Origin of the sequence: Rhodobacter capsulatus (assembly GCF_003254295.1) — a bacterium.
Classification (GTDB): domain Bacteria; phylum Pseudomonadota; class Alphaproteobacteria; order Rhodobacterales; family Rhodobacteraceae; genus Rhodobacter; species Rhodobacter capsulatus.
The window spans coordinates 96487-121141 of record NZ_QKZO01000002.1 but is presented as its reverse complement, the minus strand read 5'-3'; the positions used below and the strand labels follow the sequence as shown (position 1 = coordinate 121141).

Annotated in this window: 21 protein-coding genes; 12 read left to right on the top strand and 9 right to left on the bottom strand. The window is 66.7% G+C overall.

From position 1 onward, the window contains the following. Nucleotides 1–5 precede the first annotated feature (5 nt). Nucleotides 6–608 (top strand): CvpA family protein, encoded by a 603-nt coding sequence (locus LY44_RS02965; protein WP_055208735.1) that lies wholly within the window; start codon nucleotides 6–8, stop codon nucleotides 606–608. A 116-nt stretch (nucleotides 609–724) separates the two neighbouring features. Next, entirely contained in the window at nucleotides 725–2191 is a 1467-nt protein-coding gene (purF, locus tag LY44_RS02960; RefSeq protein WP_055208736.1) for an amidophosphoribosyltransferase, read from the top strand. Between the two features lie 261 nt (nucleotides 2192–2452). Here purF and coaD read toward each other — a convergent pair whose 3' ends face one another. Together coaD and LY44_RS02950 are read right to left on the bottom strand one after the other, a co-directional pair. After that, on the bottom strand, nucleotides 2453–2959 hold the full coding sequence (gene coaD / locus LY44_RS02955; RefSeq protein WP_055208738.1) for a pantetheine-phosphate adenylyltransferase: 507 nt from the start codon (nucleotides 2957–2959) through the stop codon (nucleotides 2453–2455). A gap of 91 nt (nucleotides 2960–3050) precedes the next feature. Beyond that, nucleotides 3051–3980, bottom strand: a complete 930-nt coding sequence (locus LY44_RS02950) for a LysR family transcriptional regulator (RefSeq protein ID WP_055208740.1) — start codon at nucleotides 3978–3980, stop codon at nucleotides 3051–3053. Between the two features lie 102 nt (nucleotides 3981–4082). Between LY44_RS02950 and LY44_RS02945 the strand changes: the two genes are divergently transcribed. The 6 genes from LY44_RS02945 to LY44_RS02920 all read left to right on the top strand — a co-directional run bounded on the left by LY44_RS02945 (nucleotide 4083) and on the right by LY44_RS02920 (nucleotide 9883). Further along, nucleotides 4083–5582: a CoA-acylating methylmalonate-semialdehyde dehydrogenase gene (locus LY44_RS02945; RefSeq protein WP_055208742.1), complete on the top strand. Its 1500-nt coding sequence runs from the start codon at nucleotides 4083–4085 to the stop codon at nucleotides 5580–5582. Nucleotides 5583–5799: 217 nt separating this feature from the next. Next, nucleotides 5800–6948, top strand: coding sequence for an acyl-CoA dehydrogenase family protein (locus tag LY44_RS02940; protein ID WP_055208745.1), 1149 nt, complete (start codon nucleotides 5800–5802; stop codon nucleotides 6946–6948). Further along, complete coding sequence (locus LY44_RS02935; RefSeq protein WP_055208746.1) at nucleotides 6945–7985, top strand: enoyl-CoA hydratase/isomerase family protein; 1041 nt, start codon at nucleotides 6945–6947, stop codon at nucleotides 7983–7985. Before LY44_RS02940 ends, LY44_RS02935 begins: the two co-directional genes overlap by 4 nt. A gap of 30 nt (nucleotides 7986–8015) precedes the next feature. Next, the gene (gene mmsB, locus LY44_RS02930) at nucleotides 8016–8888 is read left to right on the top strand and encodes a 3-hydroxyisobutyrate dehydrogenase (RefSeq protein WP_055208749.1); all 873 of its coding nucleotides are present in this window, start codon (nucleotides 8016–8018) and stop codon (nucleotides 8886–8888) included. Between the two features lie 53 nt (nucleotides 8889–8941). Beyond that, entirely contained in the window at nucleotides 8942–9598 is a 657-nt protein-coding gene (locus LY44_RS02925; protein WP_055208751.1) for a Crp/Fnr family transcriptional regulator, read from the top strand. A gap of 84 nt (nucleotides 9599–9682) precedes the next feature. Further along, nucleotides 9683–9883 carry a YgaP family membrane protein gene (locus LY44_RS02920; protein ID WP_055208753.1) on the top strand — a complete coding sequence of 67 codons (201 nt, stop codon included), beginning with the start codon at nucleotides 9683–9685 and terminating at the stop codon, nucleotides 9881–9883. 89 nt (nucleotides 9884–9972) lie between these two features. Here LY44_RS02920 and LY44_RS02915 read toward each other — a convergent pair whose 3' ends face one another. Both LY44_RS02915 and uvrA read right to left on the bottom strand, forming a co-directional pair. Continuing rightward, on the bottom strand, nucleotides 9973–10590 hold the full coding sequence (locus tag LY44_RS02915) for a class I SAM-dependent methyltransferase (RefSeq protein WP_055208755.1): 618 nt from the start codon (nucleotides 10588–10590) through the stop codon (nucleotides 9973–9975). After that, nucleotides 10587–13460 carry an excinuclease ABC subunit UvrA gene (gene uvrA, locus LY44_RS02910; protein WP_055208757.1) on the bottom strand — a complete coding sequence of 958 codons (2874 nt, stop codon included), beginning with the start codon at nucleotides 13458–13460 and terminating at the stop codon, nucleotides 10587–10589. The genes LY44_RS02915 and uvrA overlap by 4 nt, the downstream gene beginning before the upstream one ends. 229 nt (nucleotides 13461–13689) lie before the next feature. Here uvrA and LY44_RS02905 point away from each other — a divergent pair, with 229 nt between their 5' ends. Then, complete coding sequence (locus LY44_RS02905; RefSeq protein ID WP_055208759.1) at nucleotides 13690–14067, top strand: rhodanese-like domain-containing protein; 378 nt, start codon at nucleotides 13690–13692, stop codon at nucleotides 14065–14067. Nucleotides 14068–14200: 133 nt separating this feature from the next. On the opposite strand, the gene lpdA is transcribed toward LY44_RS02905, so the two are convergent. The 5 genes from lpdA to LY44_RS02880 form a co-directional block, all read right to left on the bottom strand. Beyond that, entirely contained in the window at nucleotides 14201–15595 is a 1395-nt protein-coding gene (gene lpdA, locus LY44_RS02900; RefSeq protein ID WP_055208761.1) for a dihydrolipoyl dehydrogenase, read from the bottom strand. A gap of 119 nt (nucleotides 15596–15714) precedes the next feature. Further along, nucleotides 15715–16278, bottom strand: coding sequence for a DUF924 family protein (locus tag LY44_RS02895; protein ID WP_055208763.1), 564 nt, complete (start codon nucleotides 16276–16278; stop codon nucleotides 15715–15717). Between the two features lie 136 nt (nucleotides 16279–16414). Then, nucleotides 16415–17665: an MFS transporter gene (locus LY44_RS02890; RefSeq protein ID WP_055208765.1), complete on the bottom strand. Its 1251-nt coding sequence runs from the start codon at nucleotides 17663–17665 to the stop codon at nucleotides 16415–16417. 24 nt (nucleotides 17666–17689) lie between these two features. Further along, complete coding sequence (gene queA / locus LY44_RS02885; protein WP_055208767.1) at nucleotides 17690–18742, bottom strand: tRNA preQ1(34) S-adenosylmethionine ribosyltransferase-isomerase QueA; 1053 nt, start codon at nucleotides 18740–18742, stop codon at nucleotides 17690–17692. Further along, complete coding sequence (locus tag LY44_RS02880; RefSeq protein ID WP_055208769.1) at nucleotides 18739–22068, bottom strand: AsmA-like C-terminal region-containing protein; 3330 nt, start codon at nucleotides 22066–22068, stop codon at nucleotides 18739–18741. Before LY44_RS02880 ends, queA begins: the two co-directional genes overlap by 4 nt. A gap of 99 nt (nucleotides 22069–22167) precedes the next feature. Here LY44_RS02880 and LY44_RS02875 point away from each other — a divergent pair, with 99 nt between their 5' ends. The 3 genes from LY44_RS02875 to LY44_RS02865 all read left to right on the top strand — a co-directional run bounded on the left by LY44_RS02875 (nucleotide 22168) and on the right by LY44_RS02865 (nucleotide 24645). Then, nucleotides 22168–22644 carry a peroxiredoxin gene (locus tag LY44_RS02875; protein WP_055208771.1) on the top strand — a complete coding sequence of 159 codons (477 nt, stop codon included), beginning with the start codon at nucleotides 22168–22170 and terminating at the stop codon, nucleotides 22642–22644. Between the two features lie 194 nt (nucleotides 22645–22838). Then, a complete protein-coding gene (locus LY44_RS02870) occupies nucleotides 22839–24149 on the top strand; it encodes a M23 family metallopeptidase (RefSeq protein WP_055208772.1) in 1311 nt (436 codons plus the stop codon). Continuing rightward, complete coding sequence (locus tag LY44_RS02865; protein WP_055208775.1) at nucleotides 24139–24645, top strand: bactofilin family protein; 507 nt, start codon at nucleotides 24139–24141, stop codon at nucleotides 24643–24645. Before LY44_RS02870 ends, LY44_RS02865 begins: the two co-directional genes overlap by 11 nt. The last annotated feature ends 10 nt before the right edge of the window (nucleotides 24646–24655 follow it).

The following is a 24655-nucleotide window of genomic DNA, read 5'->3' as shown; positions in this document are numbered from 1 at the left end:
GAACCATGGAAGGGTTCACCATCGTCGACGCCATCGTGGCGATCACCATCATCCTGTCGGCGATCCTCGCCTACAGCCGCGGCTTCGTGCGCGAGGGGCTGGCCATCATGGGCTGGATCGGCGCGGCGGTGCTGGCCTATACCTTTGCCGATGCCGCCAAGCCCTTGATCGCGCAGCTGCCGGTCCTGAACAAGTTTCTGGCCGACAGCTGCGAATTGGCAACGATCGGCGGTTTCGCCGCGGTCTTTGCGCTCTCGCTGGTGCTGTTTTCGATCCTGACGCCGCTTTTTGCGACGCTGGTGCAACGCTCGGTGCTGGGCGGGCTCGATCAGGGCCTCGGATTTCTCTTCGGCGTCGCGCGCGGGGTGATCCTCGTCGCGGTGGCCTTCGTCGTCTATGACAAGCTGGTCACCGCCCAGGCGATGCCGGTGGTGGACAATTCGCGCGCCGCCAAGGTTTTTTCCAAGCTGAGCGGGCAGATGGACGACACGATGCCCGATGATGCGCCGGGCTGGATCGTCGCGCGCTACGAAACCCTGGTGGCGAAATGCACCCCCGCCGCCGAGACGGTTCTGCCCGGCGGCGTGACGCCCCCCGCCACGAACTGAGCCATGACCCGCGCGAAATCGTGACAGCTTTGTAAGGAATTCCGAGCGGGAGGGCTTAACACCCCTCCCGTTTCGCGTTAAAGCCGCGCCAAGCCCAAGATCCCTGGAGCCTTCCCATGACCGTTGCCGAAAAGACCTTCCTGTCGCATCCGTTTGACGACGACAAGCTGAAGGAGGAATGCGGCGTTTTCGGCGTGATCGGCGTCGTCGACGCGGCGAATTTCGTGGCGCTCGGCCTGCATGCGCTGCAGCACCGTGGCCAGGAAGCGGGCGGCATCGTCGCCCATGATCCGGCCAAGGGCTTCAATTCGGCGCATCGCTTCGGCTATGTGCGCGACAATTTCACCAAGGCCTCGCTGATGGAAACGCTGCCGGGGCCCTTGGCCATCGGCCATGTGCGCTATTCGACGGCGGGATCGAAGGCGGCGGTGATCCGCGACATCCAGCCCTTCTTCGGTGAGTTTTCGATGGGCGGCTGCGCGATCGCGCATAACGGCAACCTGACGAATGCCGATGCGCTGCGCCGCGAGCTGATCGACCGCGGCGCAATCTTCCAGTCGGGGTCGGACAGCGAATGCATCATCCATCTGATGGCGCGCTCGATCCAGACCAACCATGCCGAGCGCATCGCCGATGCGCTGCGCCGGGTCGAGGGGGCGTTTTCCGTCATCGCGATGACGCGCACGAAGCTCATTGGCGTGCGCGACCCGCTGGGCGTGCGGCCGCTGGTGCTGGGGCGGCTCGGCGAGAACGGCTATGTGCTCTCGTCCGAGACCTGCGCGCTCGACATCATCGGGGCGGAACTGGTGCGCGAGATCGAACCCGGCGAGATGGTGATCATCCACGAAGGCCAGATCGAAAGCACCCGGCCCTTCCACGCCGCGCAACCGCGGTTCTGCATCTTCGAGCATGTCTATTTCTCGCGGCCCGACAGCATCATCGGCGGCCGCTCGGTCTATGAGACGCGCCGTCAGATCGGGGTGGAGCTGGCGCGCGAGGCCCCGGTCGAGGCCGATCTGGTCTGCCCGGTGCCCGACAGCGGCACGCCTGCCGCGATCGGCTACAGCCAGGAATCGGGGATCCCCTTCGCGCTTGGCATCACCCGCAACCAATACATGGGCCGCACCTTCATCGAGCCGACCGAGCATATCCGCAACATGGGCGTGCGGCTGAAGCTGAACGTGAACCGCTGCCTGATCAAGGGCAAGCGCGTGGTGCTGGTCGACGATTCGGTGGTGCGGGGCACGACAAGCCGCAAGATCAAGGAGATGATCCTGGAAGCCGGCGCGGCCGAGGTGCATTTCCGGATCGCCAGCCCGCCCACCGCCTGGCCGTGCTTTTACGGCGTCGACACGCCCGACCGGAACAAGCTTCTGGCGGCGCGGATGTCGGTCGAGGAGATGCGCGAGTGGATCGGGGTGAACAGCCTTGAATTCATCTCGCTCGACGGGCTTTACCGCGCCGCGGGGGCCGAGGCCGGGCGCGACACTGCCTGCCCGCAATATTGCGACGCCTGTTTCTCGGGCGATTATCCGGTGAAGCCCGCCGATCAGATCGGCAAGGGCTTCAAGATGAAGGGCTGAGAAGGTCTTTCGCCTCGGGCAGGCCCGAGGCGACCCGCGGGGGGCGCCGCCCCCCCCCCGGCGTATTTTGCCAAGGAAAAACAAGGCCATTTTCATCACGACGCCGGACGGAAAGCGCTTGCCCGTCCTCTTTCGCCTTGCTTCAAATATCCCGGGGGCCCGGGGGCGGAGCCCCCGGCGGGTCGCCTCGGGCGAAGCCCGAGGCGAAACTCTTCCCTCAGCCGAAATCCGCGGGCTGGCGATGGCCGGTCATCTGCACCGTCACGGCGCGGCCTGGCGGCTCAGCCGCGCGCTCAGGCGCTCGGCCACCGCGGGCGTCACGAATTTCGACACGTCGCCGCCCAGCCGGGCGATTTCCTTCACCAGCTTCGAGGCGATCGCCTGTCGCCGCGCATCGGCCATCAGGAACACGGTCTCGACACTCGCATCCAGCGCCCGGTTCATGCCCACCATCTGGAATTCATATTCGAAATCCGCCACCGCCCGCAGCCCGCGCACGATCACGCCCGCGCCGACATCGCGGGCGCAATCGATCAGCAGGTTTTCGAACGGATGCACGACGATCTCGCCGCCGCGCCGCGCGGTGATCGGCGCGCATTCGGCCTGCAGCATCCCCACCCGCTCCTCGAGCGAAAACAGCGGCCCCTTGTCGCGGTTGATCGCCACCCCGATCACCAGACGGTCCACCAGCGCCAAAGCGCGCTCGATGATGTCGATATGCCCAAGCGTCACCGGGTCGAAGGTTCCGGGGTAAAGGCCGATCCGCATCCAGTCCTCCTCAGACCGCAGTCACCGAAAGGTGAGCGCACGCAACAGCATCGGCGCGGAATTTGCAAGCACCCCCTGCCGCGCCGCAGCGTCACAGCGCCCGCGTCGGCGAGCCCAGGCCCGCCCCCGCCGCGGCCAGCGCCTCAAGCCGCGCCACCTCGCGCCGCATGCCCCGCCCCAAGGCCTCGGCCAGCCGGTCGAGCCGTTCCGAGCGGCGGTCATCGGCATGCCGGATCAGCCAGAACGCACGGGAAAGCGCGATCTGATCGGGCAGAACGCGCACGACACCGGGCGTGAAGGGCAGCGCGAAATCATGCACGATGCCGAGGCCCGCCCCCGCCCGCAGCATCTGCATCTGCACCGAGACCGAATTCGACGCCAGTTCCACCGTCGAAGCCCCGGTCTGCGCCAGATAATCCAGTTCCTTGTCGAAGATCATGTCGGGAATATAGCCGACGATCCGGTGCCCCTTCAGCTGCGCGCGTTCCAGGATCGGCGGATGGCGGCGCAGATAGGCCTCGTGCCCGGCCAGATGCAGCTGATAGTCGACAAGTTTCTGCACCGTCAGCCGCCCGGCCGAGGGCGGGGACACCGCAATCGCCATATCCGCCTCGCGTTTCGAGAGGTTGAAGACCCGCGGCAGCGCAACGATCTGGATCTCCAGCCCCGGATGCGCGTCACAGATCTCGGCGCAGACCTGCGGCAGCAGGTAATTTGCGCAGCCATCCGGCGCGCCGATGCGCAGCTGGCCGGTGATCTGGCCCGCCGCGCCCGAAAGCTCCTCGGTCGCGGCGGCAAAGGCCGCCTCGGCGGCTTCCGCATGCGGCATCAGCCGCGCCCCCTCGGCGGTCAGCGCATAGCCCTGCGGCGATTTCGCAAACAGCTTCGCGCCCACCGCTTCCTCGAGCCGCGCCACGCGCCGCCCCACCGTCGCCGCATCGCATTTCAGCCCCCGGCCCGCGCCCGACAGGCTTTCCGCCCGCGCCACCGCCAGAAACACCCGCAGATCATCCCAGTCCATCGCCGCACCCTTTGCAATTATGCAAAACGCTTTTGCCTGACTTCCTCTTTTGGCGGCATTTTCGCAAGGGTAATATGGCGCAAACCTGTCAGGGAGGATAGAATGAAAGAGATCGGACACTGGATCGACGGCAAGATGGTCGCGGGCAGCTCGGGCCGGTTCGCCGAGGTGATGAACCCGGCCACGGGCGAAGTGCGCGCGCGCGTGGCGCTGGCGAGCAAGGCCGAGCTTGACGCCGCCGTCGCCGCCGCCGAACGCGCCCAGCCGGGCTGGGCCGCGACGAACCCGCAGCGCCGCGCCCGGGTGATGATGAAATTCGCCGATCTGATCAACACGCATATGGACGAGCTGGCGGAGCTTGTCTCGGTCGAGCATGGCAAGGTGCTGGCCGATGGCCGTGGCGACGTGCAACGCGGCCTTGAGGTGATCGAGGTCTGCATGGGCGCCCCGGCACTGCTGAAGGGCGAATATACCGATGGCGCGGGACCGGGCATCGACATCTATGCGATGCGCCAGCCGCTTGGCGTCGTCGCGGGGATCACGCCGTTCAACTTCCCCGCCATGATCCCGCTGTGGAAGATGGGCCCGGCGCTGTCGGCGGGCAATGCGATGATCCTGAAACCCTCGGAACGCTGCCCCTCGACCGCGCTGCGTCTGGCGGAACTGGCCAAGGAAGCGGGCCTGCCCGATGGCGTGCTGCAGGTGGTGAACGGCGACAAGGAAGCGGTCGATGCGATCCTTGACAACGACACCGTGCAGGCGGTGGGCTTTGTCGGCTCGACGCCGATCGCGCAATATATCTATGGCCGCGCCTGTGCGAATGGCAAACGCGCGCAGTGCTTTGGCGGCGCGAAAAACCACATGCTGATCATGCCCGATGCCGACATGGACAAGGCCGCCGATGCGCTGGTGGGCGCGGGCTACGGCGCGGCCGGGGAACGCTGCATGGCGATCTCGGTCGCGGTGCCGGTGGGCAAGGGCACGGCCGAGGCGCTGATCTCGCGGCTGATCCCGAAGATCGAGAAGCTGAAGGTCGGTCCCTACACGGGCGGCGCCGATGTCGATTTCGGGCCGGTGATCACGCAGCAGGCGAAAGACCGGATCGAGGGGCTGATCACCTCGGGCGTCGAGCAGGGCGCGAAGCTGGTCGTCGACGGGCGCGGGCTGAAGATCCAGGGCTATGAAAACGGCTATTACGTCGGCCCGACCCTCTTTGACGCGGTGACGCCCGAGATGGAGATCTACAAGCAGGAGATCTTCGGCCCGGTGCTGAGCGTCGTGCGCGCCGAGACCTACGAGGACGCGCTGAAGCTGGTGATCGACAATGACTACGGCAACGGCACGGCGATCTTCACCGCCGACGGCGACACCGCGCGCGATTTCGCCAGCCGCGTCAATGTCGGCATGGTCGGCATCAACTTCCCGATCCCGGTGCCGCTGTCCTACTACACCTTCGGCGGCTGGAAGAAATCGGCCTTCGGCGATCTGAACCAATACGGCCCCGACGCCTTCCGCTTCTACACGAAGACGAAAACGGTCACCGCGCGCTGGTTCTCGGGGATCAAGGACGGCGTCGCCTTGAACTTCAAGGCGCTCGACTGACCCGGACACGGGGGCCGCGCCAAAGGCGCGGCTTGCCCTTCGGGCCAGAGGCGTATTTGCGCCAAGAAAAAGCCCATGGCTTCATCTTGCCCGAAATACCTCGGGGTGAATTGGCCGCAGGCCAAGAGGGGCAGCGCCCCTCCCCCTTCCCTTGCAAAATTCGTGCAAGGATTCGAAATTAAACAGATGTTCAATTCACGCGGTTTGGGAGGGGCGCATGGATTTCGCGTTGAGCGAGGAGCAACAGGCCATCTTTGACATGGCCTTCGCCTTCGGGCAGGAGCAGATCGCCCCGCAGGCCCGCGCCTGGGAGGCGGCGGGCACGATCCCGCGCGATCTGTGGCCCAAGGTGGCGGCGCTGGGGCTGGGCGGCCTCTATGTTTCCGAGGATTACGGCGGCTCGGGACTGAGCCGGCTCGATGCGACGCTGGTCTTCGAGGCCTTGGCGATGGCCTGCCCGGCGGTGGGCTCGTTCCTGTCGATCCACAACATGTGCGGCGGCATGATCGACAAATTCGGCAGCCCGGAGATGAAGGCCCGGCTCCTGCCGAAGCTGTGCAGCATGGAGACGATCTTTTCCTATTGCCTGACCGAACCCGGCTCGGGCTCGGACGCCGCCGCCTTGCGCACCCGGGCCGAACCCGTGCCGGGCGGTTACAAGCTCAATGGCACCAAGGCCTTCATCTCGGGCGGCGGCTATTCGGATGCCTATGTGACCATGGTGCGCACCGGGGGGGACGGCCCGAAGGGCATCTCGACCGTGGTGGTCGCGGCGGGGACAAAGGGGCTGTCCTTTGGCGGGCTTGAGGACAAGATGGGCTGGCGGGCGCAACCCACCGCGCAGGTGAATTTCGACGATTGCATGATCCCGGCCGAGAACCTTGTGGGGGTCGAGGGCAAGGGTTTTGCCTATGCGATGGCGGGGCTCGATGGCGGGCGGCTCAATATCGCGGCCTCGGCTTTGGGGGGGGCGCAGGCGGCGTTTGACGCGACTTTGCGCTACATGGGCGAGCGCAAGGCCTTTGGCCAGTCGCTTGACCAGTTTCAGGCGCTGCAATTCCGGCTGGCGGAGCAGGAGGTCAAGCTGCAATCGGCGCGGATCTTCCTGCGGCAGGCGGCCTGGAAGCTCGATCACGCCACCCCGGACGCGACGAAATTCTGTGCCATGGCGAAACTCTACGTCACCGACGCGGCCTTTGACGTCGCCAACCAATGCCTGCAGCTGCATGGCGGCTACGGCTATCTGGCCGATTACGGCATCGAAAAGCTGGTGCGTGATCTGCGCGTCCATCAGATCCTCGAAGGCACCAATGAAATCATGCGGTTGATCATCACCCGCAGCCTGATGGCGGAGCGCGACCGATGACCGACTGGATCCTGGCCCGCAAGGAGGGCCGCGCAGGCCGCATCACCTTCAACCGCCCCGCGGCGCTCAATGCGCTGGATCACGACATGGCGGCGGCGATCGAAAAAGCCCTCGCAGACTGGCGTCATGATCCGGCCGTTCAGGTCGTGATCATCGACGCCGAAGGGCCGCGCGCCTTTTGTGCGGGCGGCGACATTGCCACGATCTATCACCTTGGCAAGGAAGGCGATTTCGAGATCGGGCCGCGGTTCTGGCGGTCCGAATACCGGCTGAACGCGCGGATCAAGGACTATGAAAAGCCGATCCTGGCCTTCATGCAGGGCTTCGTCATGGGCGGCGGCGTCGGCATCGGCGGCCACGCGCGCCACCGCATCGTTGGCGACACGACGCAGATCGCCATGCCCGAAACCGGTATCGGCCTGATCCCGGATGTGGGCGGCACCTTGATCCTTGCCCTCGCCCCGGGGCGGATCGGCGAATATCTGGGCCTGACCGGCGGGCGCATCGCCGCGGCGGACGCGCTTTATGCGGGCTTTGCCGATCTTTACATCCCCGAGGCGGACTGGCCCGGGCTGATCGCGCAGATCACCGAGACCGGCGATCCCGGCTGCCTGCCGAAACAGCTTGCCCCCGCGCAAAAGGGCCGTCTGGCCGATCTCCGCCCCGAGATCGACGCGGCTTTCGGCGGGGGAAGCCTGCGCGAAATCGTCGGAACCCTTGACCGGATGCAAGGCGATTTCGCGCAGGAAACGGCCACCACCCTGCGCCGGGTCTCGGCGCTTTCGGCCGAGGCGACGCTGCGGCTGATCCGCATGACCCGGGCGACGCCGACGATCCGCGACGCGCTTTCAAACGAGTTCCGCTTTACCCTGCGCGCGGTCGAAAAGGCGGAATTTCTGGAAGGCGTGCGGGCGCAGATCATCGACAAGGACCGCAAGCCGAACTGGCGCTACAGCCTCGAGACCCTGCCCGAGCCGCTGCTGGCCGAGCTGCTCGCCCCCCTGCCCGCGGGCTGGGAAATTCCTTTCGACGCCTGAAGATCGCGTCACAAATCCTTGGGAGAAAACATGAAAATCGGTTTCATCGGACTTGGGAACATGGGCGCGCCGATGGCGGCCAATCTGGCCAGGGCGGGCCATGCGGTGACGGGCTTCGACCTTGCCGCCCCCGCGCCCGAAGGCGTCGACCCGGCCAAAAGCATCGCCGAGGCGGTGCAGGGCGCCGAAGTGGTGATCACCATGCTGCCCAATGGCGCGATCCTGCGCGCGGTGGCCGACGAGGCGCTGGCGGCGATGACGCAAGGCGCGGTGCTCTGCGATTGCTCGACCGTCGATGTCGAAAGCGCCCGCGCCGTGGCGGCCAAGGCGGCATCGGCGGGGATGGGGGCGCTCGATGCGCCGGTTTCGGGCGGCGTCGGCGGGGCGAGCGCGGGCACGCTCACCTTCATGGTCGGGGGCTCCGACGCGGCCTTTGCCACGGTGCAGCCGCTCTTCGAGGTGATGGGGCAGAAGGCCGTGCATTGCGGCGCCTCCGGCGCGGGCCAAGCCGCGAAGATCTGCAATAACATGATCCTGGGCGTCACCATGATCGCCACCTGCGAGGCCTTTGCGCTGGCCGACAAGCTCGGGCTCGACCGGGGCAAGATGTTCGACGTGGTCTCGACCTCGTCCGGCTACAGCTGGGTGATGAACGCCTATTGCCCCGCGCCCGGGATCGGGCCGAAAAGTCCGGCGGACAACGGTTACAAGCCCGGTTTCGCGGCGGAGCTGATGCTGAAGGATCTGCGGCTGAGCCAGCAGGCGGCGACGGGCGCGGATGCCGACACGCCGATGGGCGAACTGGCCGCGGCGCTTTACGCCCGCTTCGTCGAGGAGGAGGACGGCCGCGGCCTGGACTTTTCCGCGATGCTGCCGCGGTTTGAAAAGCGCAGCCGCGGCTGAGCGCCTCACCCCGGGGCGCTTGCACGGGGCGGGGGGGTGATTAGATAAGACGCATGGACTGGATCGACACTTCCCCCGCGCTCGCCTGCCTTGACGCCCCCGCCCGTGCCGCGCTGGCGCCGCTCGTGCCCGGCGAGGTGCCGAAGGGTACCGTGCTGTTTCGCCCCGGCGATGCGGTGCAGGGCTTCGTTCTGATGCTCGATGGCAGGATCGAGGTCTTCCTGACCGGGGCGAATGGCCGCGAACTCTTGCTTTACGCGGTCGAACCCGGGCAGACCTGCGTGCAGACGACGCTCGGCCTTTTGGGCGAGGCCGCCTACAGCGGCGAGGCGATCACCACCCAGACCAGCCGCCTTGTCCTTGTGCCGCGCGCCATCTTCCTGAAACTGATGGAAAATTCCCCCGCCTTCCGCGGCCTTGTCTTTGCCGCCATGGCGCTGCGGATGGAAGAGGTGATCCGGCTGATGGAGCGGGTCTCGTTCCAGTCGGTCGAAAGCCGTCTGGCGGGCTGGCTGGTGGCGCGGGCCGAGGCCGGGCGGGTTCATGCCACCCATGCCGAGATCGCGGTGCAGATCGGCTCCGCGCGCGAGGTGGTGTCGCGTCGGCTTGACGCCTTTGCGCGGCGCGGCTGGGTGCGCACGGAACGCGGCGCGGTCGAGCTGCGCGATGCGCCCGCGCTGGCCCGGCTCGCCGCGACCGAGGCTTTGTGACGAGATCACCGACAGGCCCGCGGCCCCATGCTAGGCTTCATCATCGGCCGGAAACCCGGCCTTCTGGCATCATGGGAGCAAGAGATGTTCAAGACCAATGTGGGCGGCATGGACAAGAAACTGCGCATCGCGGCGGGCGTGCTGCTGCTTGTCGCCGGGATCCTGACCCGCGGCGAAGCAAGCTACAACTGGATTTTCCTGATCGGCATCGTGCCGCTGGCGACCGGGCTTCTGAACACCTGCCCGCTTTACAACCTGCTGGGCATCAACACCTGCAAGAGCTGAGCCCGCAGCTCTGAGCGCATCTGCTTGCCCGCCGCAGCCCCGGTTGCGGCGGGTTTTCCTTGCGGCGCCCCCCGCTCAGCCCGGCCCGATCAGCCCGGCTTGCGCGCGACGATGTAGCGGCTGTGCTTGCCCTTGCCGAACGTCCGCTCCTCCTCGATGGCAAAGCCCGCGGCAAGGATCATCGCCCGCAGCTCGGCCGCCCGCAGCGCGCGGGCGGGCGGCATCCAGCCGCGCAGCCGCAGAAGCGGCAAAAGCGCCTTCATCCAGAACGGCAGATCGGCCAGACACCAGGTTTTGGACAAGAAGAGCCCGCCGGGGCTCAGCTGCTCGAAAAGCGCCGCCAGCGTGGCCTCGGCATCGGGCACAAGATGCAGGATGTGAAAGGCGCAGATCACGTCGAAAGGCGCTTCGGCCTGGCGGGCCTCGGCCGCGGTCTGGCGAAACTGCACCTGCGCGCAGCCGGGCCTGGCACAGGCGATGCGGTGCATTTCCGGCGAAAGATCGGTGGCCAGCCACAGCCCGACCTGCGGCCCCAGCCGCAGCGCGGTAGACCCCGTGCCGCAGCCGATTTCCAGCACCTTGTCACCGGGGCGCAGCCGCGCCGCCACCTCGGCCAGCATCTCCTCATAGGCCGCCACGTCGCGGACCGGCCGCGCCGCATAACGCTCCGCCACCCGATCCCAGAAACCGATCTGATCCGCGCTCATTCCGCCGCCGCCTTCTGCCCCAGCATCGGCGCCAGATAGCGCCCGGTATGGCTGGCGGGATTGGCCGCCACCTTCTCCGGCGTGCCCTCGGCGACGATCCGGCCGCCGCCGTCGCCGCCCTCGGGCCCGATGTCGATGATCCAGTCGGCGGTCTTGATCACGTCAAGGTTGTGCTCGATCACCACCACCGTATTGCCTTGATCGACCAGGGAATGCAGAACTTCCAGAAGTTTGCGAACATCCTCGAAATGCAGCCCCGTCGTCGGTTCATCGAGGATGTAAAGCGTCCGCCCGGTGGCGCGGCGCGCCAGTTCCTTCGACAGCTTCACCCGCTGCGCCTCGCCGCCCGACAGCGTCGTCGCCTGCTGACCGACCTTGATATAGCCCAGCCCCACCTCGACCAGCGCATCCATCTTTTCCCGGATCGAGGGCACGGCCTTGAAGAACTCCTGCGCATCTTCGACCGTCATTTCAAGGACATCGGCGATGCTCTTGTCCTTGAAGCGGATCTCCAAAGTCTCGCGGTTGTAGCGGTGGCCCTTGCAGGTCTCGCAGGTGACGTAAACATCGGGCAGGAAGTGCATCTCGATCTTGATGACGCCATCGCCCTGACAGGCCTCGCAGCGCCCGCCCTTGACGTTGAAGCTGAACCGCCCGGGCTTGTAGCCGCGCGCCTGCGCCTCGGGCAAGCCCGCGAACCAGTCGCGAATGGGGGTGAAGGCGCCGGTATAGGTCGCGGGGTTCGAGCGCGGCGTGCGCCCGATCGGCCGCTGGTCGATGTCGATCACCTTGTCGAGATGCTCGAACCCCTTGATGCTGTCGCAAGGCGCGGGCGTTTCCCGCGCGCCGTTGAGCCGCATCGCCGCGGTTTTATACAGCGTCTCGATCGTCAGCGTGGATTTGCCGCCGCCCGAAACGCCCGTCACGCAGACGAATTTGCCAAGCGGGAACGCGGCCGTCACATCCTTCAGGTTGTTGCCGCAGGCCTTTGAAATCACAAGCTTCTTGCCGTTCCCTTCGCGCCGTTTCACGGGCACTTCGATGCTCCGCGTGCCCGCCAGATATTGCCCGGTCAGGCTCGCCGGATCGGCGGCGATCTGCGCGGGCGTGCCCTGCGCCACCACCTGCCCGCCATGCACCCCCGCGCCGGGGCCGATGTCGAAGACGTAATCGGCATGGCGGATCGCATCCTCGTCATGTTCGACCACCAGCACCGTATTGCCCTGATCGCGCAAGTTTTTCAGCGTTTGCAGCAGCCGGTCGTTGTCGCGCTGATGCAGCCCGATCGAGGGTTCATCGAGCACATAAAGCACCCCGGTCAGGCCCGAGCCGATCTGGCTGGCCAGCCGGATGCGCTGGCTTTCGCCGCCCGAAAGCGTCCCCGCCGCCCGGCTCAGCGTCAGATAATCCAGCCCCACATTGATCAGGAAGCCCAGCCGCTCGCGGATTTCCTTCAGGATCGGGCGGGCGATCTCGTTCTTCTGATGGCTCAACTGGCCGGGGATTTCCTCGATCTTCGCAAAGGCCTCCCTGATCGACATTTCGACGATCTGGCCGATGTGCAGCCCGCCGATCTTCACCGCCAGCGCCTCGGGTTTGAGCCGGTAGCCGCCGCAGGCGCCACAGGGGCGGTTGTTCTGATAGCGCTCGAATTCCTCGCGCACCCAGGCAGAATCGGTCTCGCGATAGCGCCGTTCCATGTTCGGGATCACGCCTTCGAAACTGCGCGTGACCTCATAGACCCGGCCGCCCTCGTCGAAGCGGAACTTGATCTCGTCCTTGCCGGAGCCATAAAGGAACAGCCGCTGCACCTCGGGCGGCAGCGCTTTCCACGGCTTCTTCTTGTCAAAACCGTAGTGCTTCGACAACGCGTCGATGGTCTGGATGAAATAGGGGCTTTTCGACTTCGCCCAGGGGGCGAGCGCCCCCGCGGCGAGGGTCAACGAGGTATCGGGCACCACCAGCCGATCATCGAAGAACAGCTCCATCCCCAGCCCGTCGCAAACCGGACAGGCGCCAAAGGGCGCGTTGAAGGAGAACAGCCGCGGCTCGATCTCCGCAATGGTGAAGCCGCTGACCGGACAGGCGAATTTCTCCGAAAACGTGATGCGCTGCGCCTCCTTGCCCGCCTCGGTCTCCTCGGAACTCAACGCCTCTTCCCACAGCGCGATGCCATCGGCCAGATCCAGCGCAGTGCGGAAACTGTCCGCCAGCCGGGTTTCCAACCCGGGCCGCACGACGATCCGATCCACCACCACGTCGATGTTGTGACGGAATTTCTTGTCCAGCACGGGCGGTTCTTCCAGGTCGTAAAACGCCCCGTTCACCTTCACCCGCTGAAAGCCCGCCTTGCGCCATTCGGCGAATTCCTTGCGATATTCGCCCTTGCGGTCGCGGATGACCGGGGCCAGCAGATAGCCCCGCGCCCCCTCCTCCATCGCCACGACGCGATCGACCATGTCCTGCACCTGCATCGCCTCGATCGGCAGGCCGGTGGCGGGCGAATAGGGCGTGCCCGCGCGGGCAAACAGCAGCCGCAGATAGTCGTAGATCTCGGTCACCGTGCCGACGGTCGAGCGCGGATTCTTCGACGTGGTCTTCTGCTCGATCGAAATCGCGGGCGACAGCCCGGAGATGTGATCGACATCGGGCTTGCCCATCTGGTCCAGAAACTGCCGCGCATAGGCCGAGAGGCTTTCGACATAGCGCCGCTGCCCCTCGGCATAGATCGTGTCGAAGGCCAGCGAGGACTTGCCCGAGCCCGAGAGCCCGGTGATCACCGTCAGCGCATCGCGGGGAATGTCGAGATCGACGCCCTTGAGATTATGCTCGCGCGCCCCGCGCACTTCGATGAACTTTTGCTCGGCCATGCCCGCCCCCAGATGTCAGGCCCCATAGATAGGGGGATCGGCGCGAGTCTCCAACGAGAAATTGCGAACGTAACGGGAACTTTTGCCAAAGGCTGCCCGGTGGCGCGGCACCGGCGGCGCCATCATTCAAATCTTCGCATATATGATGTGAAAACGCTTGAAACGCGCCCGGCTTTGGCGGCATGACAGGGGAAAGCGCCGGTCGGGGCGCCTGGAGAGGGAGGTATCGATGTTCAACTTTCTGCGCTCCGCCGCGTCGGGCGCGGCCCGCGTGCAAAAGATCGCCCCGCGCGAGGCGGTGGCGAAGGCGGCCAAGGGCGAGATCATTCTGATCGACGTGCGCGACGGGATGGAGCTGCGCGCCTCGGGCACGGCCAAGGGGGCGCTGCATGTGCCGCTGGCCGCGGTGAAGATGAAATGCGACCCGTCGAGCCCGGAATGCCTGAAGGAACTGTCGGTGGAAAAACCCGTGGTTCTGTTCTGCGCGATGGGCGGGCGCAGCGCCGGGGCGGCGCAGATGCTGGTCGAAATGGGCTACAAGGAGGTTTACAATCTTGGTGGCTTCAACGACTGGGTCGCGGGCGGCGGCGCGGTCGTTCGGGTCTGAACGGCAGGGGGCGCCGCCCCCTGCACCCCCGAGGTATTTGCGGCAAGATGAAAGGGCGCCCTTCGCGGAGCCCTCTTTGCTTTTCATCTTGCGATAAATACCTCGGGGGTGCGGGGGCGGCGCCCCCGCTCTGTCACATGTGCAGCGCGCGCCCGTAAGCGTCGAGCACCGCTTCGTGCATCATCTCGCTCAGCGTCGGATGCGGGAAGACAGTGTGCATCAGATCTTCCTCGGTCGTTTCCAGCGTGCGGCCGATCACATAGCCCTGGATCATCTCGGTCACCTCGGCCCCGACCATATGGGCGCCGAGCAACTCTCCGGTCTTGGCGTCGAAGACGGTCTTCACCATCCCCTCGGGCTCGCCAAGCGCAATCGCCTTGCCGTTGCCGATGAAGGGGAAGCGGCCGACCTTGACCTCATATCCCGCGGCTTTCGCCTTTTCCTCGGTCAGCCCGACCGAGGCCACCTGCGGCGTGCAATAGGTGCATCCGGCGATCGTGCCCGGCTTGATCGGATGGGCATGTTTGCCCGCGATCAGCTCGGCCACCATCACGCCCTCGTGGCTCGCCTTGTGCGCCAGCCACGGCGCCCCGGCGATGTCGCCGATGGCGTAAAGCCCCGGCACGCCGGTGCGGCAGAACTCATCCACCACCACATGCGTCCGGTCGATCTTCACCCCAAGCGCTTCCAGCCCCAGCCCCTCGACATTGCCGACGATGCCCACGGCGGAAATCACCGTGTCGAATTCGGCCGTTGTCGTGCCCTTCGCGTCCTGCAGATGCGCCACCACCTTGCCCGGGCTGCGGTCAAGCTTCACCACCGTCGTCTTTTCGAGGATCTTCATCCCCTGCTTGACGAATTGCTTCTTGGCGAAAGCCGAGATTTCGGCATCTTCCACGGGCAGCACCCGGTCCATCACCTCGACCACCGTCGTCTCGGCGCCCAAAGTATTGAAGAAGGACGCAAATTCGATCCCGATCGCACCCGAGCCGATGACCAGAAGCTTTTTCGGCATGCGTTTGGGCACCAGCGCATGTTTGTAGGTCCAGACCAGATCGCCATCGGCCTCGAGCCCCGGAAGGGTCCGCGCCCGCGCGCCGGTGGCCAGAACGATCGCCTTTCCGGTGATCTCCTCGACCCCCGCGCCGGTTTTCACCGCCACCACGCCCGGGCGCGGCAGGCTCGCCTCGCCCATCAGCACGGTGACCTTGTTCTTCTTCAACAGATGCCCGATGCCGCCCGAAAGCTGCTTCGCCACCGCGCGGCTTCGCGCCACCACGGCATCCAGATCATAGCCCAGCCCCTCGGCCTTCAGCCCGAACTCCTTGGCGCGGTGCATCAGGTGGAACACCTCGGCCGAGCGCAGCAGCGCCTTCGTCGGGATGCAGCCCCAGTTCAGGCAGATGCCGCCCAGATGCTCGCGTTCGACCACGGCCACCGACAGCCCCAGCTGCGCGCCGCGGATCGCCGCGACATAGCCCCCCGGTCCCGCACCGATCACGATCATGTCGAAGCTCTTGGCGGCCATCCGTCCCTCCATCTCAAGATGGTTTGGCATTAAACTATTTTCGCGCCCGCTTCAAGAAGCCGCACCCCGAAATGAAAACGCGCCCCCGAAAGGGCGCGTTGCGGGATCGGTCGGCGCGCTCAGCGCGCGACGTGGGCCAGCATCCGTTCATAGCCGCCCTGCCACAGGAACGCCGCCTCCTCGTCCGAGGAATAGCGGCCGACAAGTTCGTTGCGCCAAGGGAAGCGGCCGAAGCGCGCGATCACCGCGCGATGGGCTTTGGCATGCAGCAGATGCTCGTCCGGCATCCGTTCCGCCGCCAGACGCACGCCGCGTTCCTGATCGGCCAGGCTCTCGGAATGCATGAAGGGCACGTAAAAGAACTGCCGCAGCGGATCGACGATTTCCAGATCGAAGCCGCGCTCGATCGCGGCATCGGCAACCTTGCGGGCCTGCGCATCGGTCGCAAAGGCCAGTTTCTCGCCGCGGAACATGTTGCGCGGCATCTGATCGAACAGGATGCACAAAGCCAGCGCGCCGACGGCCGATTGCGCCCAGTCGTCGCAGGCACCCGCGCGGGCGCGGTCCCACAGCCCCTGATAGCGGGCGCGGATCTGCGCATCGAGCTCGGGCGTTGCATTGTACCAGCGATCCGGTCCGACCTCGTCGTGCCAGAAGGCGATCACTTCGGTGATCTCGTCCATGGTCCCCCCTTGGGTTAGGAGCAGCCCTGTTAGCGTGCCAACTGGCCCGCGAATTGCAAGCGCTACCCGCCCCCGCGCGGGATCGGTCTGCAACTCTGCCCCATTTTGCCCAAAGGATGGGCGCCCCGCCCAAGCTTCAGGCAGACCGCGAAGCCTTGCCGCCCTCGCCCGAGTCGAGCACGGCCTCGACCGCCAGCGCCGTGGCCGAGGGCGAGACGACGGCGAAAGAGGCGGGGAAGGCCCCTGCCCGTCCGGGCGCGCGCAGGATGCGCCAGCCCGCGTAAAGCGCGATCAGCGTCATCAGGATCGCGACATAGAGAAAGAAGCCCGAAGAGCCCGTGCGCTCCATCAGCCAGCCGGTGACCGGCGGGCCGGTGATCGCGCCGACGCCGTTGACGAACAACAGCCCGCCCGAGGCCCCGGCCATGTCGGTCTTGTCGAGATAGTCGTTCGTATAGGCGATGAGCAGGCCGTAAAGCGGGTTCGCCACGCCGCCGATCACCGCGCCAAGCCCGACCAGCGTCCAGAAGCCGGGCGCGAGCAGCGCCGCCGCGAACATCGCCGCCGCGCCGATCACCGCGACCTGCAGGATCAGCTTGCGCCGGTCCATCCGGTCCGAGATCCAGCCGATCGGATATTGTGCCACCAGCCCGCCCAGATAAATCGCGCCGACGAAGATCGAGATTTCCCGCACCGTCAGCCCCGCGCTGGTGCCCCAGACCGAGACCATGCCAAACAGCGCCGAAAACACCCCGCCCATCAGGAACATGGCGACGACGCCCAGCGGCGAGACGGCGAAAAGCTTGCGGAAATCGAGCCGCCGCACCTCGGCGAATTCGGGGGCGGGGGCGACCGACAAAAGGATCGGCGTGAAGGCCAGCGACACCAGCACCGAGGGGATGACGAAGAGCAGATAGCCGCCCGGATCGCCGACATTCATCAGCGCTTGCCCCGAGATGATGCCGATCATCTGCACGATCATATAGGCCGAGAGCGCCTGCCCGCGCATCCGGTTGCCGACCGAGGCATTGAGCCAGCTTTCCGCGGTGATATAGACGCCCGAGAAGGAAAAGCCGATCAGCACCCGCATCGCCGACCAGGCGATCCAGTCGGGCACCGCCGGGTAAAGGATCAGCACCGCGGAAATCATCGAGCCGAGCGCCGCGAAGACCCGCACATGGCCCACCCGCGCGATCAGCTGCGGGGTGAAATGCGAGCCCAGCAGAAAGCCGCCGAAATAGGCCGACATCACCACTGACATCTTGTAGGTGCCGATGCCCTCCAGGGCGCCGCGGATGCCAAGCAACGTGCCCTGCATGCCGTTGCCGACCATGAGCAGCATCACGCCCAAAAGCAAAGGCCAGGTGGTGCGCAGGACGGACAGCATCGCAATACTCGCAGTTGGGGACCCTTACCCGGGTAGCAGAAGCGAGGCGTCACCATAAGAGAAGAAGCGATAATTCTTCGTGAGCGCGTGATCGTAGATCGCCCGGATCCGGTCCTGCCCCATCAGGGCCGAGACCAGCATCAGAAGCGTCGATTTCGGCAGATGGAAATTCGTCATCAGCGCGTCGGCGATGCGGAAACGGTAGCCCGGATAGATGAAGATGTCGGTGGTGGCGGCAAAGGGCGCGATCACCCCCGGACCGGTGGCGGCAGATTCGATCAGCCGCAGCGCCGTGGTGCCGACCGGGATCACCCGCCCGCCAGCAAGCTTCGTCGCGTTGATCTCGGCCGCCGCCTGTGCCGTCACCTCGCCCCATTCGGCATGCATCCTGTGCGTCGTCACATCCTCGACCTTGACGGGCAGGAAGGTTCCGGCGCCGACATGCAGCGTGACCTCGGTGAATTGAACGCCGTTTTCGCGCAGCTTTTCAAGAAGTTCCGGGGTGAAATGCAGGCTGGCCGTAGGCGCGGCGACGGCCCCCGGCTTTTGCGCGAAGACGGTCTGGTAATCGGCCTTGTCCTGTTCATCCGGCGCGCGCAAGGCGGCGATATAGGGCGGCAGCGGCATCGCCCCGGCTTGCGTCAAAGCCGCGTCGAAATCCGGGCCGCTCAGGTTGAAGCGGATGCGCAACTGCCCCTCGGCGATCGCCTCGACCCGGGCGGAAAGCGCATCGGAAAAGACGATCTCCTCGCCCTCCTTCAGCTTGCGCAGGGGTTTCGCCAGCGCCATCCAGTCGCCCCCCGGCGCGGGTTCGAGCAGCGTCACCTCGACCCTTGCCACCACCTCCCCTTGCGCGCTTTGGCGGGCGCGCGTCCCCGAGAGCCGGGCCGGAATGACCTTGGTCGTGTTCAGCACCAGCCGGTCGCCCGGCCCCAGAAGATCCGGCAGATCGGCCACGCTCAGATCGCGGATCGTGTCGGGCGTGGCCACCAGCAGTTTCGCCGCCGTGCGCGGACGGGCGGGCCGGGTGGCGATCCGCCCCTCGGGCAGGTCGAAATCGAAATCGGAAAGGTTCATTCTGTGACCAGTTTCGGCGGCGCGCGGCGGAAGATCTCGCGGAACATGCCGGGGGTAAAGATGGAAAGCGGGTTGATGGTGATGCGCGGCGCCTCCGAGGTGCCGCGCATCCGGTAGTTGAAACCAAAGAGCCCCTCGCCCTTGCGCGCGAAGATCTGCCCGATCGCATTGACCAGATAGAACGGCGTCACCACGCCCTGCATGTCGATGGCCTTGCTGTCGGGGTAGTAGTTGCCCGACATCGTCACCCCCATCGAGGCGCCGACCGCCTGCCCCGAGGTGACGGAAACCCCCTGCGGCGACAGATGGAACCGCCCCGCGACATCGGTGAACAAGAGCCCGTCGCCATTGAGCTGCTCCAGAAGCCCGATCACCGAGGCGGCCGAGAGCATCGAGGCCAGCACCGGCGCATCCTGCACCCGCAGGTTCGAAATCGCCAGCCGCCCGTCATAGCTTTTCGTTTCGACCGGCATCAGCGTCAGATCGAGCGTGCCGCCACGGGCCTTGGAAAACACCCCCGCCGCCGCCAGCGCCGCGCCCGCATCGGGCCCGGTGATCCGCACCGCCGCGCGGCCGTTCTGCGCGGGCACGACCGCGCCCGTCACCTCTGGGCCGCCGTTGATCCTGCCGCGGAAATCGCCCGAAAAGCCGCCCCGCGTGGTGAACTGCCCCGCCATCGGCGCCAGCGCGATCCCGCCCGAGACCGTCAGCCGATCAAGCCGCGCCTCGATCCGGTTGCCGCCGCCCTTGGCCGCCCCGCCACTGCCCGCGCCGCCACCACCTGCCCCCGACGCGCCGCCAAACGGCGCCTTGCGCAGATCCAGCCGCCCGGAACGCACCACCACATCGGGCCCCCGCCCCTTGCCGCGCCCCACAAGATCGACGGCGCCGTCAAACCAGCTGCCGATCGCAAGCTTGCCGAAGATCGCCTTCTCGAAGCCCTTGTCGGAGAGCTGCAACCGCCCCTCGGCGCTCAGCCCCGGGGCCGTGGCCTTCAGGCTGTCGACGGTGGCCACCGGCCCCAGATGGCCCGCCAGCTCGATCCGGCCCAGGGTCGGCGCCGCCTTCGACCAGCCGATTTCCGGCACCGAAAGCCGCAACCCCTTGAGATCGGAGGCAAAGCGATAGGCGGGCGGCTGCCCCTTGTGCAGATCGATCACCAGAGAGCCCCAGCCTTCGCCCTGCACGGCCCCTTTCGGCAGCGCGATGCGGAAATGATCGAGCGCCGCGGGCGTCACCTCGACAAAGCCGTCGACGCGCGAGAGGCCGCGCGCCTCCGGCCCGAAGCGCTGCGCCCAGCGGCCCTGAAACGGCACGATGTCAAAAAGCCCCGCCCCCGAAATCACCATCCCCGCCCGGTCCGCGGTCAGCGTCAGCCGCGGCGCGGTGATCTTGTGGCCGGGCACGATCTTGTCGGACATGACATCGGTCAGCCGCGCCGCCACCTCGAAATCGACATCCTCGGTCAGGATCTGCTTCTTCATCTGAAAGCGCAGCCGGGTCCGCGCCTCCGCCCAGCCGGTCGCGATGTCGGTGCCCTGCCCGGCCTTCGACATGAAGCGGAACGGCTCCTCGTCCAGCAGCGCCAGCGCTGCCGGGATCGGCGCGCGGGTGACCAGCTTGACCTCGGCGCGGGCTGGTTTTTCGCGGATGTCGGGCACGGTCATCACCGAATCCGCCACCTCGATCTGCCCGCCCGAGGGGGCGCGCAAGGTGCCCTCCTCGACCATCAGCGTATGCTTGTTCTCGGTGATGCCGGCAAAGCCGCGGCCTTCGCGCACCGGCGGCAGCGTGCGCAGCACCTTGACCTCGGCGCCGCGGAATTCATAGCCCAGCTCGACCCGCGGCGGCGTCGCAGGAACCAGCCGCAAGGCCGCGCGCACATTGCGCAATTCGCCGGTGGCGACGTTTTCGGCCAGCCATTCGCGGGTCGGCGGCACCAGCGATTTCGGCCAGAGCGCCAGCAGATCGGCACTGTTGATCTCTCCCACCGCCGCATCCATCGCCACCCGCCAGCCCGCCGGACCGGCCAGGACCTGCCCGGCGGCGGAAATCCGCCGCTTGCCCTCGACCAGCTGCACCTGCCCCAGATCGACGCGGAACGGATCCAGCCGCAGACGCAGATCCAGCGCCCCTTGCGAAAACCGCGCCGGTTTTTCAAACAGCCCCTCCGGGTCCGAGGCGATGTCGGAAAGCTGCACCTGCGCCAGCGCCTCGCGCGGCAGGCCCTTTTCGAAATCGCGCAGCCGCACCTGTCCGGTGGCCGCCAGCCGCAAGGCCCGGCTTTGCAGATCGAGCCGGGTGATCTCGACCTCGCCGCTGTGCGGCCGATAGGCCAGCTTCAGATCGGCGGCGTCAAAGGCGACGGGCTTCACCGCCTCGGAGGGGCGCAGCGCCCCCGGCCCGATATGCAGGCTGGCATCCAGACGCCGCAGCGTGCCCGCCTCGGTGATGCCCGAGCGCAGCGTGCCCGAGATCGGCGCATCCAGCGCGCGCAACACCGCCAGCGCGGGCGATTGCACCGCCAGATCGGCGGCGGGCATGCCGGTGACGGCGGCGCCGAATTCCGCCGCCGGGCCGTGTTTCGAGGTCGAGGCGGTCAGCGCCACCTGTGCGGGCAGCGCGTCCTGCTGGCCGACATCGAAGCCCAGCGTCAGCGCGATCGCCTCGGCGTTCTGGCTCAGGCGGAACCGGCCCTCGGAGACCTCCCAGACCCGCTCGGCCCGTTCATCGACGATGCGGATATGCAGATCCTCGGCCGAAACCTCGGTCACGCCGCGCAGCGCGGGCGTGGCGAACAGCGCCTCGATACTGTCGCTCACCTTCAGCGGATCGGTCAGATCGAGCTTGATCGCCCCCGCCCCGGCATCGCCCAGATCCAGATCGATCCGCCCGTCGGCGGCCCGGTACAGCGCCACCGAGGCGCCGCCGATCTGCAGCCTTTGCGGCAAAAGCCGCCCCTGCAGCAGCCCCTCGGGGCGCAGCCGGGTCCGCACCTCGGGGAAGACCGCCAGCGGCAGGCCCGAGGGCTGGGCGATCTGCACCATCGCCAGCCGCACCTCGGGGGCGAAGCCCTCCTCGATCACCAGCGCGGCCGAGCCCAGATGCACCCGCATCCGCCCGGCCAGCGCCGCATTCGCCCGCGCCTCGATCCGGCCCAGCAGCGCCTGGGGCACCGGCACCGGCAGATGCGTCAGCGCCAGCCCCGTAACCCCCAGCCCCAGGCTGCACAGCGCGAGCCCGAGGATCAGCCAGATCCCCAGCCTGCGGCGCGTCCGCTCCGCCTGCCGCTGGCGCGGTGTCTGGTTTTCCCCCGGCTCGGTCATCCTGCCCTGCTCTGTCCCGGTTCTGCCCCGCGTCCGGCCCTTTGACCGCGCGGATTTCTGCCCTACTTCTAATGTCGCATCCGACAAGGAGGAACGCAAATGATCGCTATCGGCGAAAAGGCGCCCGATTTCACCCTGCCCGTGACCCGCACGGGCGCCGAACCGGAGGAGCTGACCCTCTCCGCCCTCGCCCCGCGCAAGGTGGTGCTTTATTTCTATCCCAAGGACGACACCCCCGGCTGCACCACCGAGGCGCTGGATTTCACCCGGCTCGGCCCGGATTTCGACGCCGCCGGGGCGATCGTCGTGGGGATCTCAAAGGACAGCGCGAAATCGCATGCGAAATTCTGCGCCAAACATGCGCTGGGTGTGGCGCTGGTCTCGGACGAGGCGGGCACGGTCTGCGACGCCTTTGGCACCTGGGTCGAGAAAAACATGTATGGCCGCACCTCGATGGGGATCCAGCGCGCCACCTTCCTGATCGACGCGACGGGCACGGTGGCGCAGGTCTGGCCCAAGGTCTCGGTCAAGGGCCATGCCGAGGCGGTTCTGGCCGCGGTGCAGGCGTTGACCTGAGCCCGCCCCCGCAACTGACCCGATGGGCGAGTTTCGGCAGATTTTCGCCCAAAACCGCCCTCCGGCGCCGGGCTCCGGCCCGCCGGGGGGGAAAGCGGTTGCGCCGCGGGCAGGACGCTTGCTAAGTCCGGCAAGGACCCGGCCCCCCCCGGGGCGTAAAGACCGGGCCCTGCCCGCAAGACAGGAAAACCGCTTTGCCCAGACGGATACTCGACCGCACCAATGCGGTGCTCGACCGATGGCTGCCGGAACAACGGCTGTTCCTGAAATCTGAAGACGCCACGCGCTTCGTGCGGATGCGCCCGCTGACCCAGGCGATGACGCTGGCGGCAGTTTCGGTGCTGTTCCTGTGGTCGGTCATCGCCACCTCGCTTCTGTTCATCGACCAGATTTCCTCGGGCGGCGCGCGCGAGCAATCGGCGATCGCTCGGGCGCAGTTCGAGGCGCGTCTGGACAGTCTCTCGCAGGAACGCGATGCCCGCGCGGCCGAGGCGCTGGCGGCGCAAAAACGCTTTCAGCTGGCGCTGGATCAGGTGTCGCGGATGCAGTCGCAGCTGCTGCAATCCGAGGAACGCCGCCGCGAGCTGGAAACCGGGATCAACGTGATTCAGGCGACGCTGAAGCGCACGATGACCGAACGCGACAGCGCGCGGGCAGAGCTGGACAAAAGCCGCGGCAGCGGCTCGGCGGCGGCGCTGCGCCAGCGCGTGGGCGAGATGGACGGCACCGTCGATCTGCTCGCCTCGGCGCTGGATCAGACCGCGCATCAGCGCGACCGCGCCGCGCGCGATGCCGAAAATGCCCGCGCCGAGGCGGATCAGGCGCTGCAGGACCGCCGCCTGATCGAGGAACGCAACGCCGAGATCTTCGACACGCTGGAAGGCGCGGTGACGATCTCGATGGAGCCGCTCGACCGGATGTTCCGCAAGTCGGGCATGGACCCGGATGCGATCCTGCGCGAGATCCGGCGCGGCTATTCCGGCACCGGCGGGCCGCTTCTGTCGGCGGCGATCTCGACCAAGGGCGTCGTCGACGACAGCGCCGATCTTGGCCGCGCCAAGGGCATCCTGAAACAGCTCGACGAGATGAACATGTATCGCATCGCCGTCGATCAGCTGCCCTTCGCCATCCCGATCAAGGGCGGCTACCGTTTCACCTCGCCCTTCGGCTGGCGCTGGGGTCGGCTGCATGCGGGCATCGACCTTGCCGGGCCGGTGGGGATGGATGTGCATGCCCCCGCCGATGGCGTCGTGACCGATGCGGGCTGGGAAAACGGCTATGGTCAGGTGATCAAGCTGCGGCACAAATTCGGCGTCTCGACGGTCTATGGCCATCTGTCCAAAATCCGCGTGAAGGTCGGGCAAAAGGTGTCGCGCGGGGAGATAATTGGTGATACAGGCAATACCGGACGGTCCACGGGACCGCATCTGCACTATGAAATCCGGGTCGGTGGCGCCCCCATCAACCCGATGACCTTCATCAAGGCGGCTCAGGATGTTTTCTAAAAGCAAGATCCACGAACCCGGCCCGAAAACGGCCTCCGAACCCGAGAAGAAACCCGAGGCAAGCGCGGTGCCGCCGCGCTCCTTGGGCGAATTCGTCCCCGCCACGACGCGGCCCAAGGCAGCGGCCTCGGTGCTCTCGGCGGATCTGACGGTGACGGGCAACATCAAGACCACGGGCGACGTTCAGGTCGAAGGGATCGTCGAGGGCGACATCCGCGCGCATCTGCTGACGGTGGGCGAAAGCGCCACGATCAAGGGCGAGATCGTCGCCGATGATGTCGTCGTGCATGGCCGCGTCGTCGGCCGGGTGCGCGGGCTGAAGGTGCGCCTGACCTCGACCGCGCGGGTCGAAGGCGACATCATCCACAAGACGATCGCGATTGAATCGGGCGCGCATTTCGAGGGCTCGGTGCAGCGGCAGGACGATCCGCTGCAAGGCGCGAATGCGCCCAAGCTGATGGCGCCGACGCCGGACATGCCCTTTGCCGGCAAGTAAGCGGCCGGAC

Excerpts from the sequence above, each read along its gene's own strand:
- LY44_RS02895 (WP_055208763.1), bottom strand. The coding sequence starts at position 16,278 with ATGGACGAGATCACCGAAGTGATCGCCTTCTGGCACGACGAGGTCGGA.
- LY44_RS02915 (WP_055208755.1), bottom strand. The coding sequence starts at position 10,590 with ATGAGCGCGGATCAGATCGGTTTCTGGGATCGGGTGGCGGAGCGTTAT.
- LY44_RS02865 (WP_055208775.1), top strand. The coding sequence starts at position 24,139 with ATGTTTTCTAAAAGCAAGATCCACGAACCCGGCCCGAAAACGGCCTCC.
- coaD (WP_055208738.1), bottom strand. The coding sequence starts at position 2,959 with ATGCGGATCGGCCTTTACCCCGGAACCTTCGACCCGGTGACGCTTGGG.
- lpdA (WP_055208761.1), bottom strand. The coding sequence starts at position 15,595 with ATGGCCGCCAAGAGCTTCGACATGATCGTGATCGGTGCGGGACCGGGG.
- LY44_RS02950 (WP_055208740.1), bottom strand. The coding sequence starts at position 3,980 with ATGGACTGGGATGATCTGCGGGTGTTTCTGGCGGTGGCGCGGGCGGAA.
- queA (WP_055208767.1), bottom strand. The coding sequence starts at position 18,742 with ATGAACCTTTCCGATTTCGATTTCGACCTGCCCGAGGGGCGGATCGCC.
- LY44_RS02875 (WP_055208771.1), top strand. The coding sequence starts at position 22,168 with ATGATCGCTATCGGCGAAAAGGCGCCCGATTTCACCCTGCCCGTGACC.
- LY44_RS02945 (WP_055208742.1), top strand. The coding sequence starts at position 4,083 with ATGAAAGAGATCGGACACTGGATCGACGGCAAGATGGTCGCGGGCAGC.
- LY44_RS02920 (WP_055208753.1), top strand. The coding sequence starts at position 9,683 with ATGTTCAAGACCAATGTGGGCGGCATGGACAAGAAACTGCGCATCGCG.
- purF (WP_055208736.1), top strand. The coding sequence starts at position 725 with ATGACCGTTGCCGAAAAGACCTTCCTGTCGCATCCGTTTGACGACGAC.
- LY44_RS02965 (WP_055208735.1), top strand. The coding sequence starts at position 6 with ATGGAAGGGTTCACCATCGTCGACGCCATCGTGGCGATCACCATCATC.
- LY44_RS02925 (WP_055208751.1), top strand. The coding sequence starts at position 8,942 with ATGGACTGGATCGACACTTCCCCCGCGCTCGCCTGCCTTGACGCCCCC.
- LY44_RS02940 (WP_055208745.1), top strand. The coding sequence starts at position 5,800 with ATGGATTTCGCGTTGAGCGAGGAGCAACAGGCCATCTTTGACATGGCC.
- LY44_RS02890 (WP_055208765.1), bottom strand. The coding sequence starts at position 17,665 with ATGCTGTCCGTCCTGCGCACCACCTGGCCTTTGCTTTTGGGCGTGATG.
- uvrA (WP_055208757.1), bottom strand. The coding sequence starts at position 13,460 with ATGGCCGAGCAAAAGTTCATCGAAGTGCGCGGGGCGCGCGAGCATAAT.
- LY44_RS02880 (WP_055208769.1), bottom strand. The coding sequence starts at position 22,068 with ATGACCGAGCCGGGGGAAAACCAGACACCGCGCCAGCGGCAGGCGGAG.
- LY44_RS02935 (WP_055208746.1), top strand. The coding sequence starts at position 6,945 with ATGACCGACTGGATCCTGGCCCGCAAGGAGGGCCGCGCAGGCCGCATC.
- mmsB (WP_055208749.1), top strand. The coding sequence starts at position 8,016 with ATGAAAATCGGTTTCATCGGACTTGGGAACATGGGCGCGCCGATGGCG.
- LY44_RS02905 (WP_055208759.1), top strand. The coding sequence starts at position 13,690 with ATGTTCAACTTTCTGCGCTCCGCCGCGTCGGGCGCGGCCCGCGTGCAA.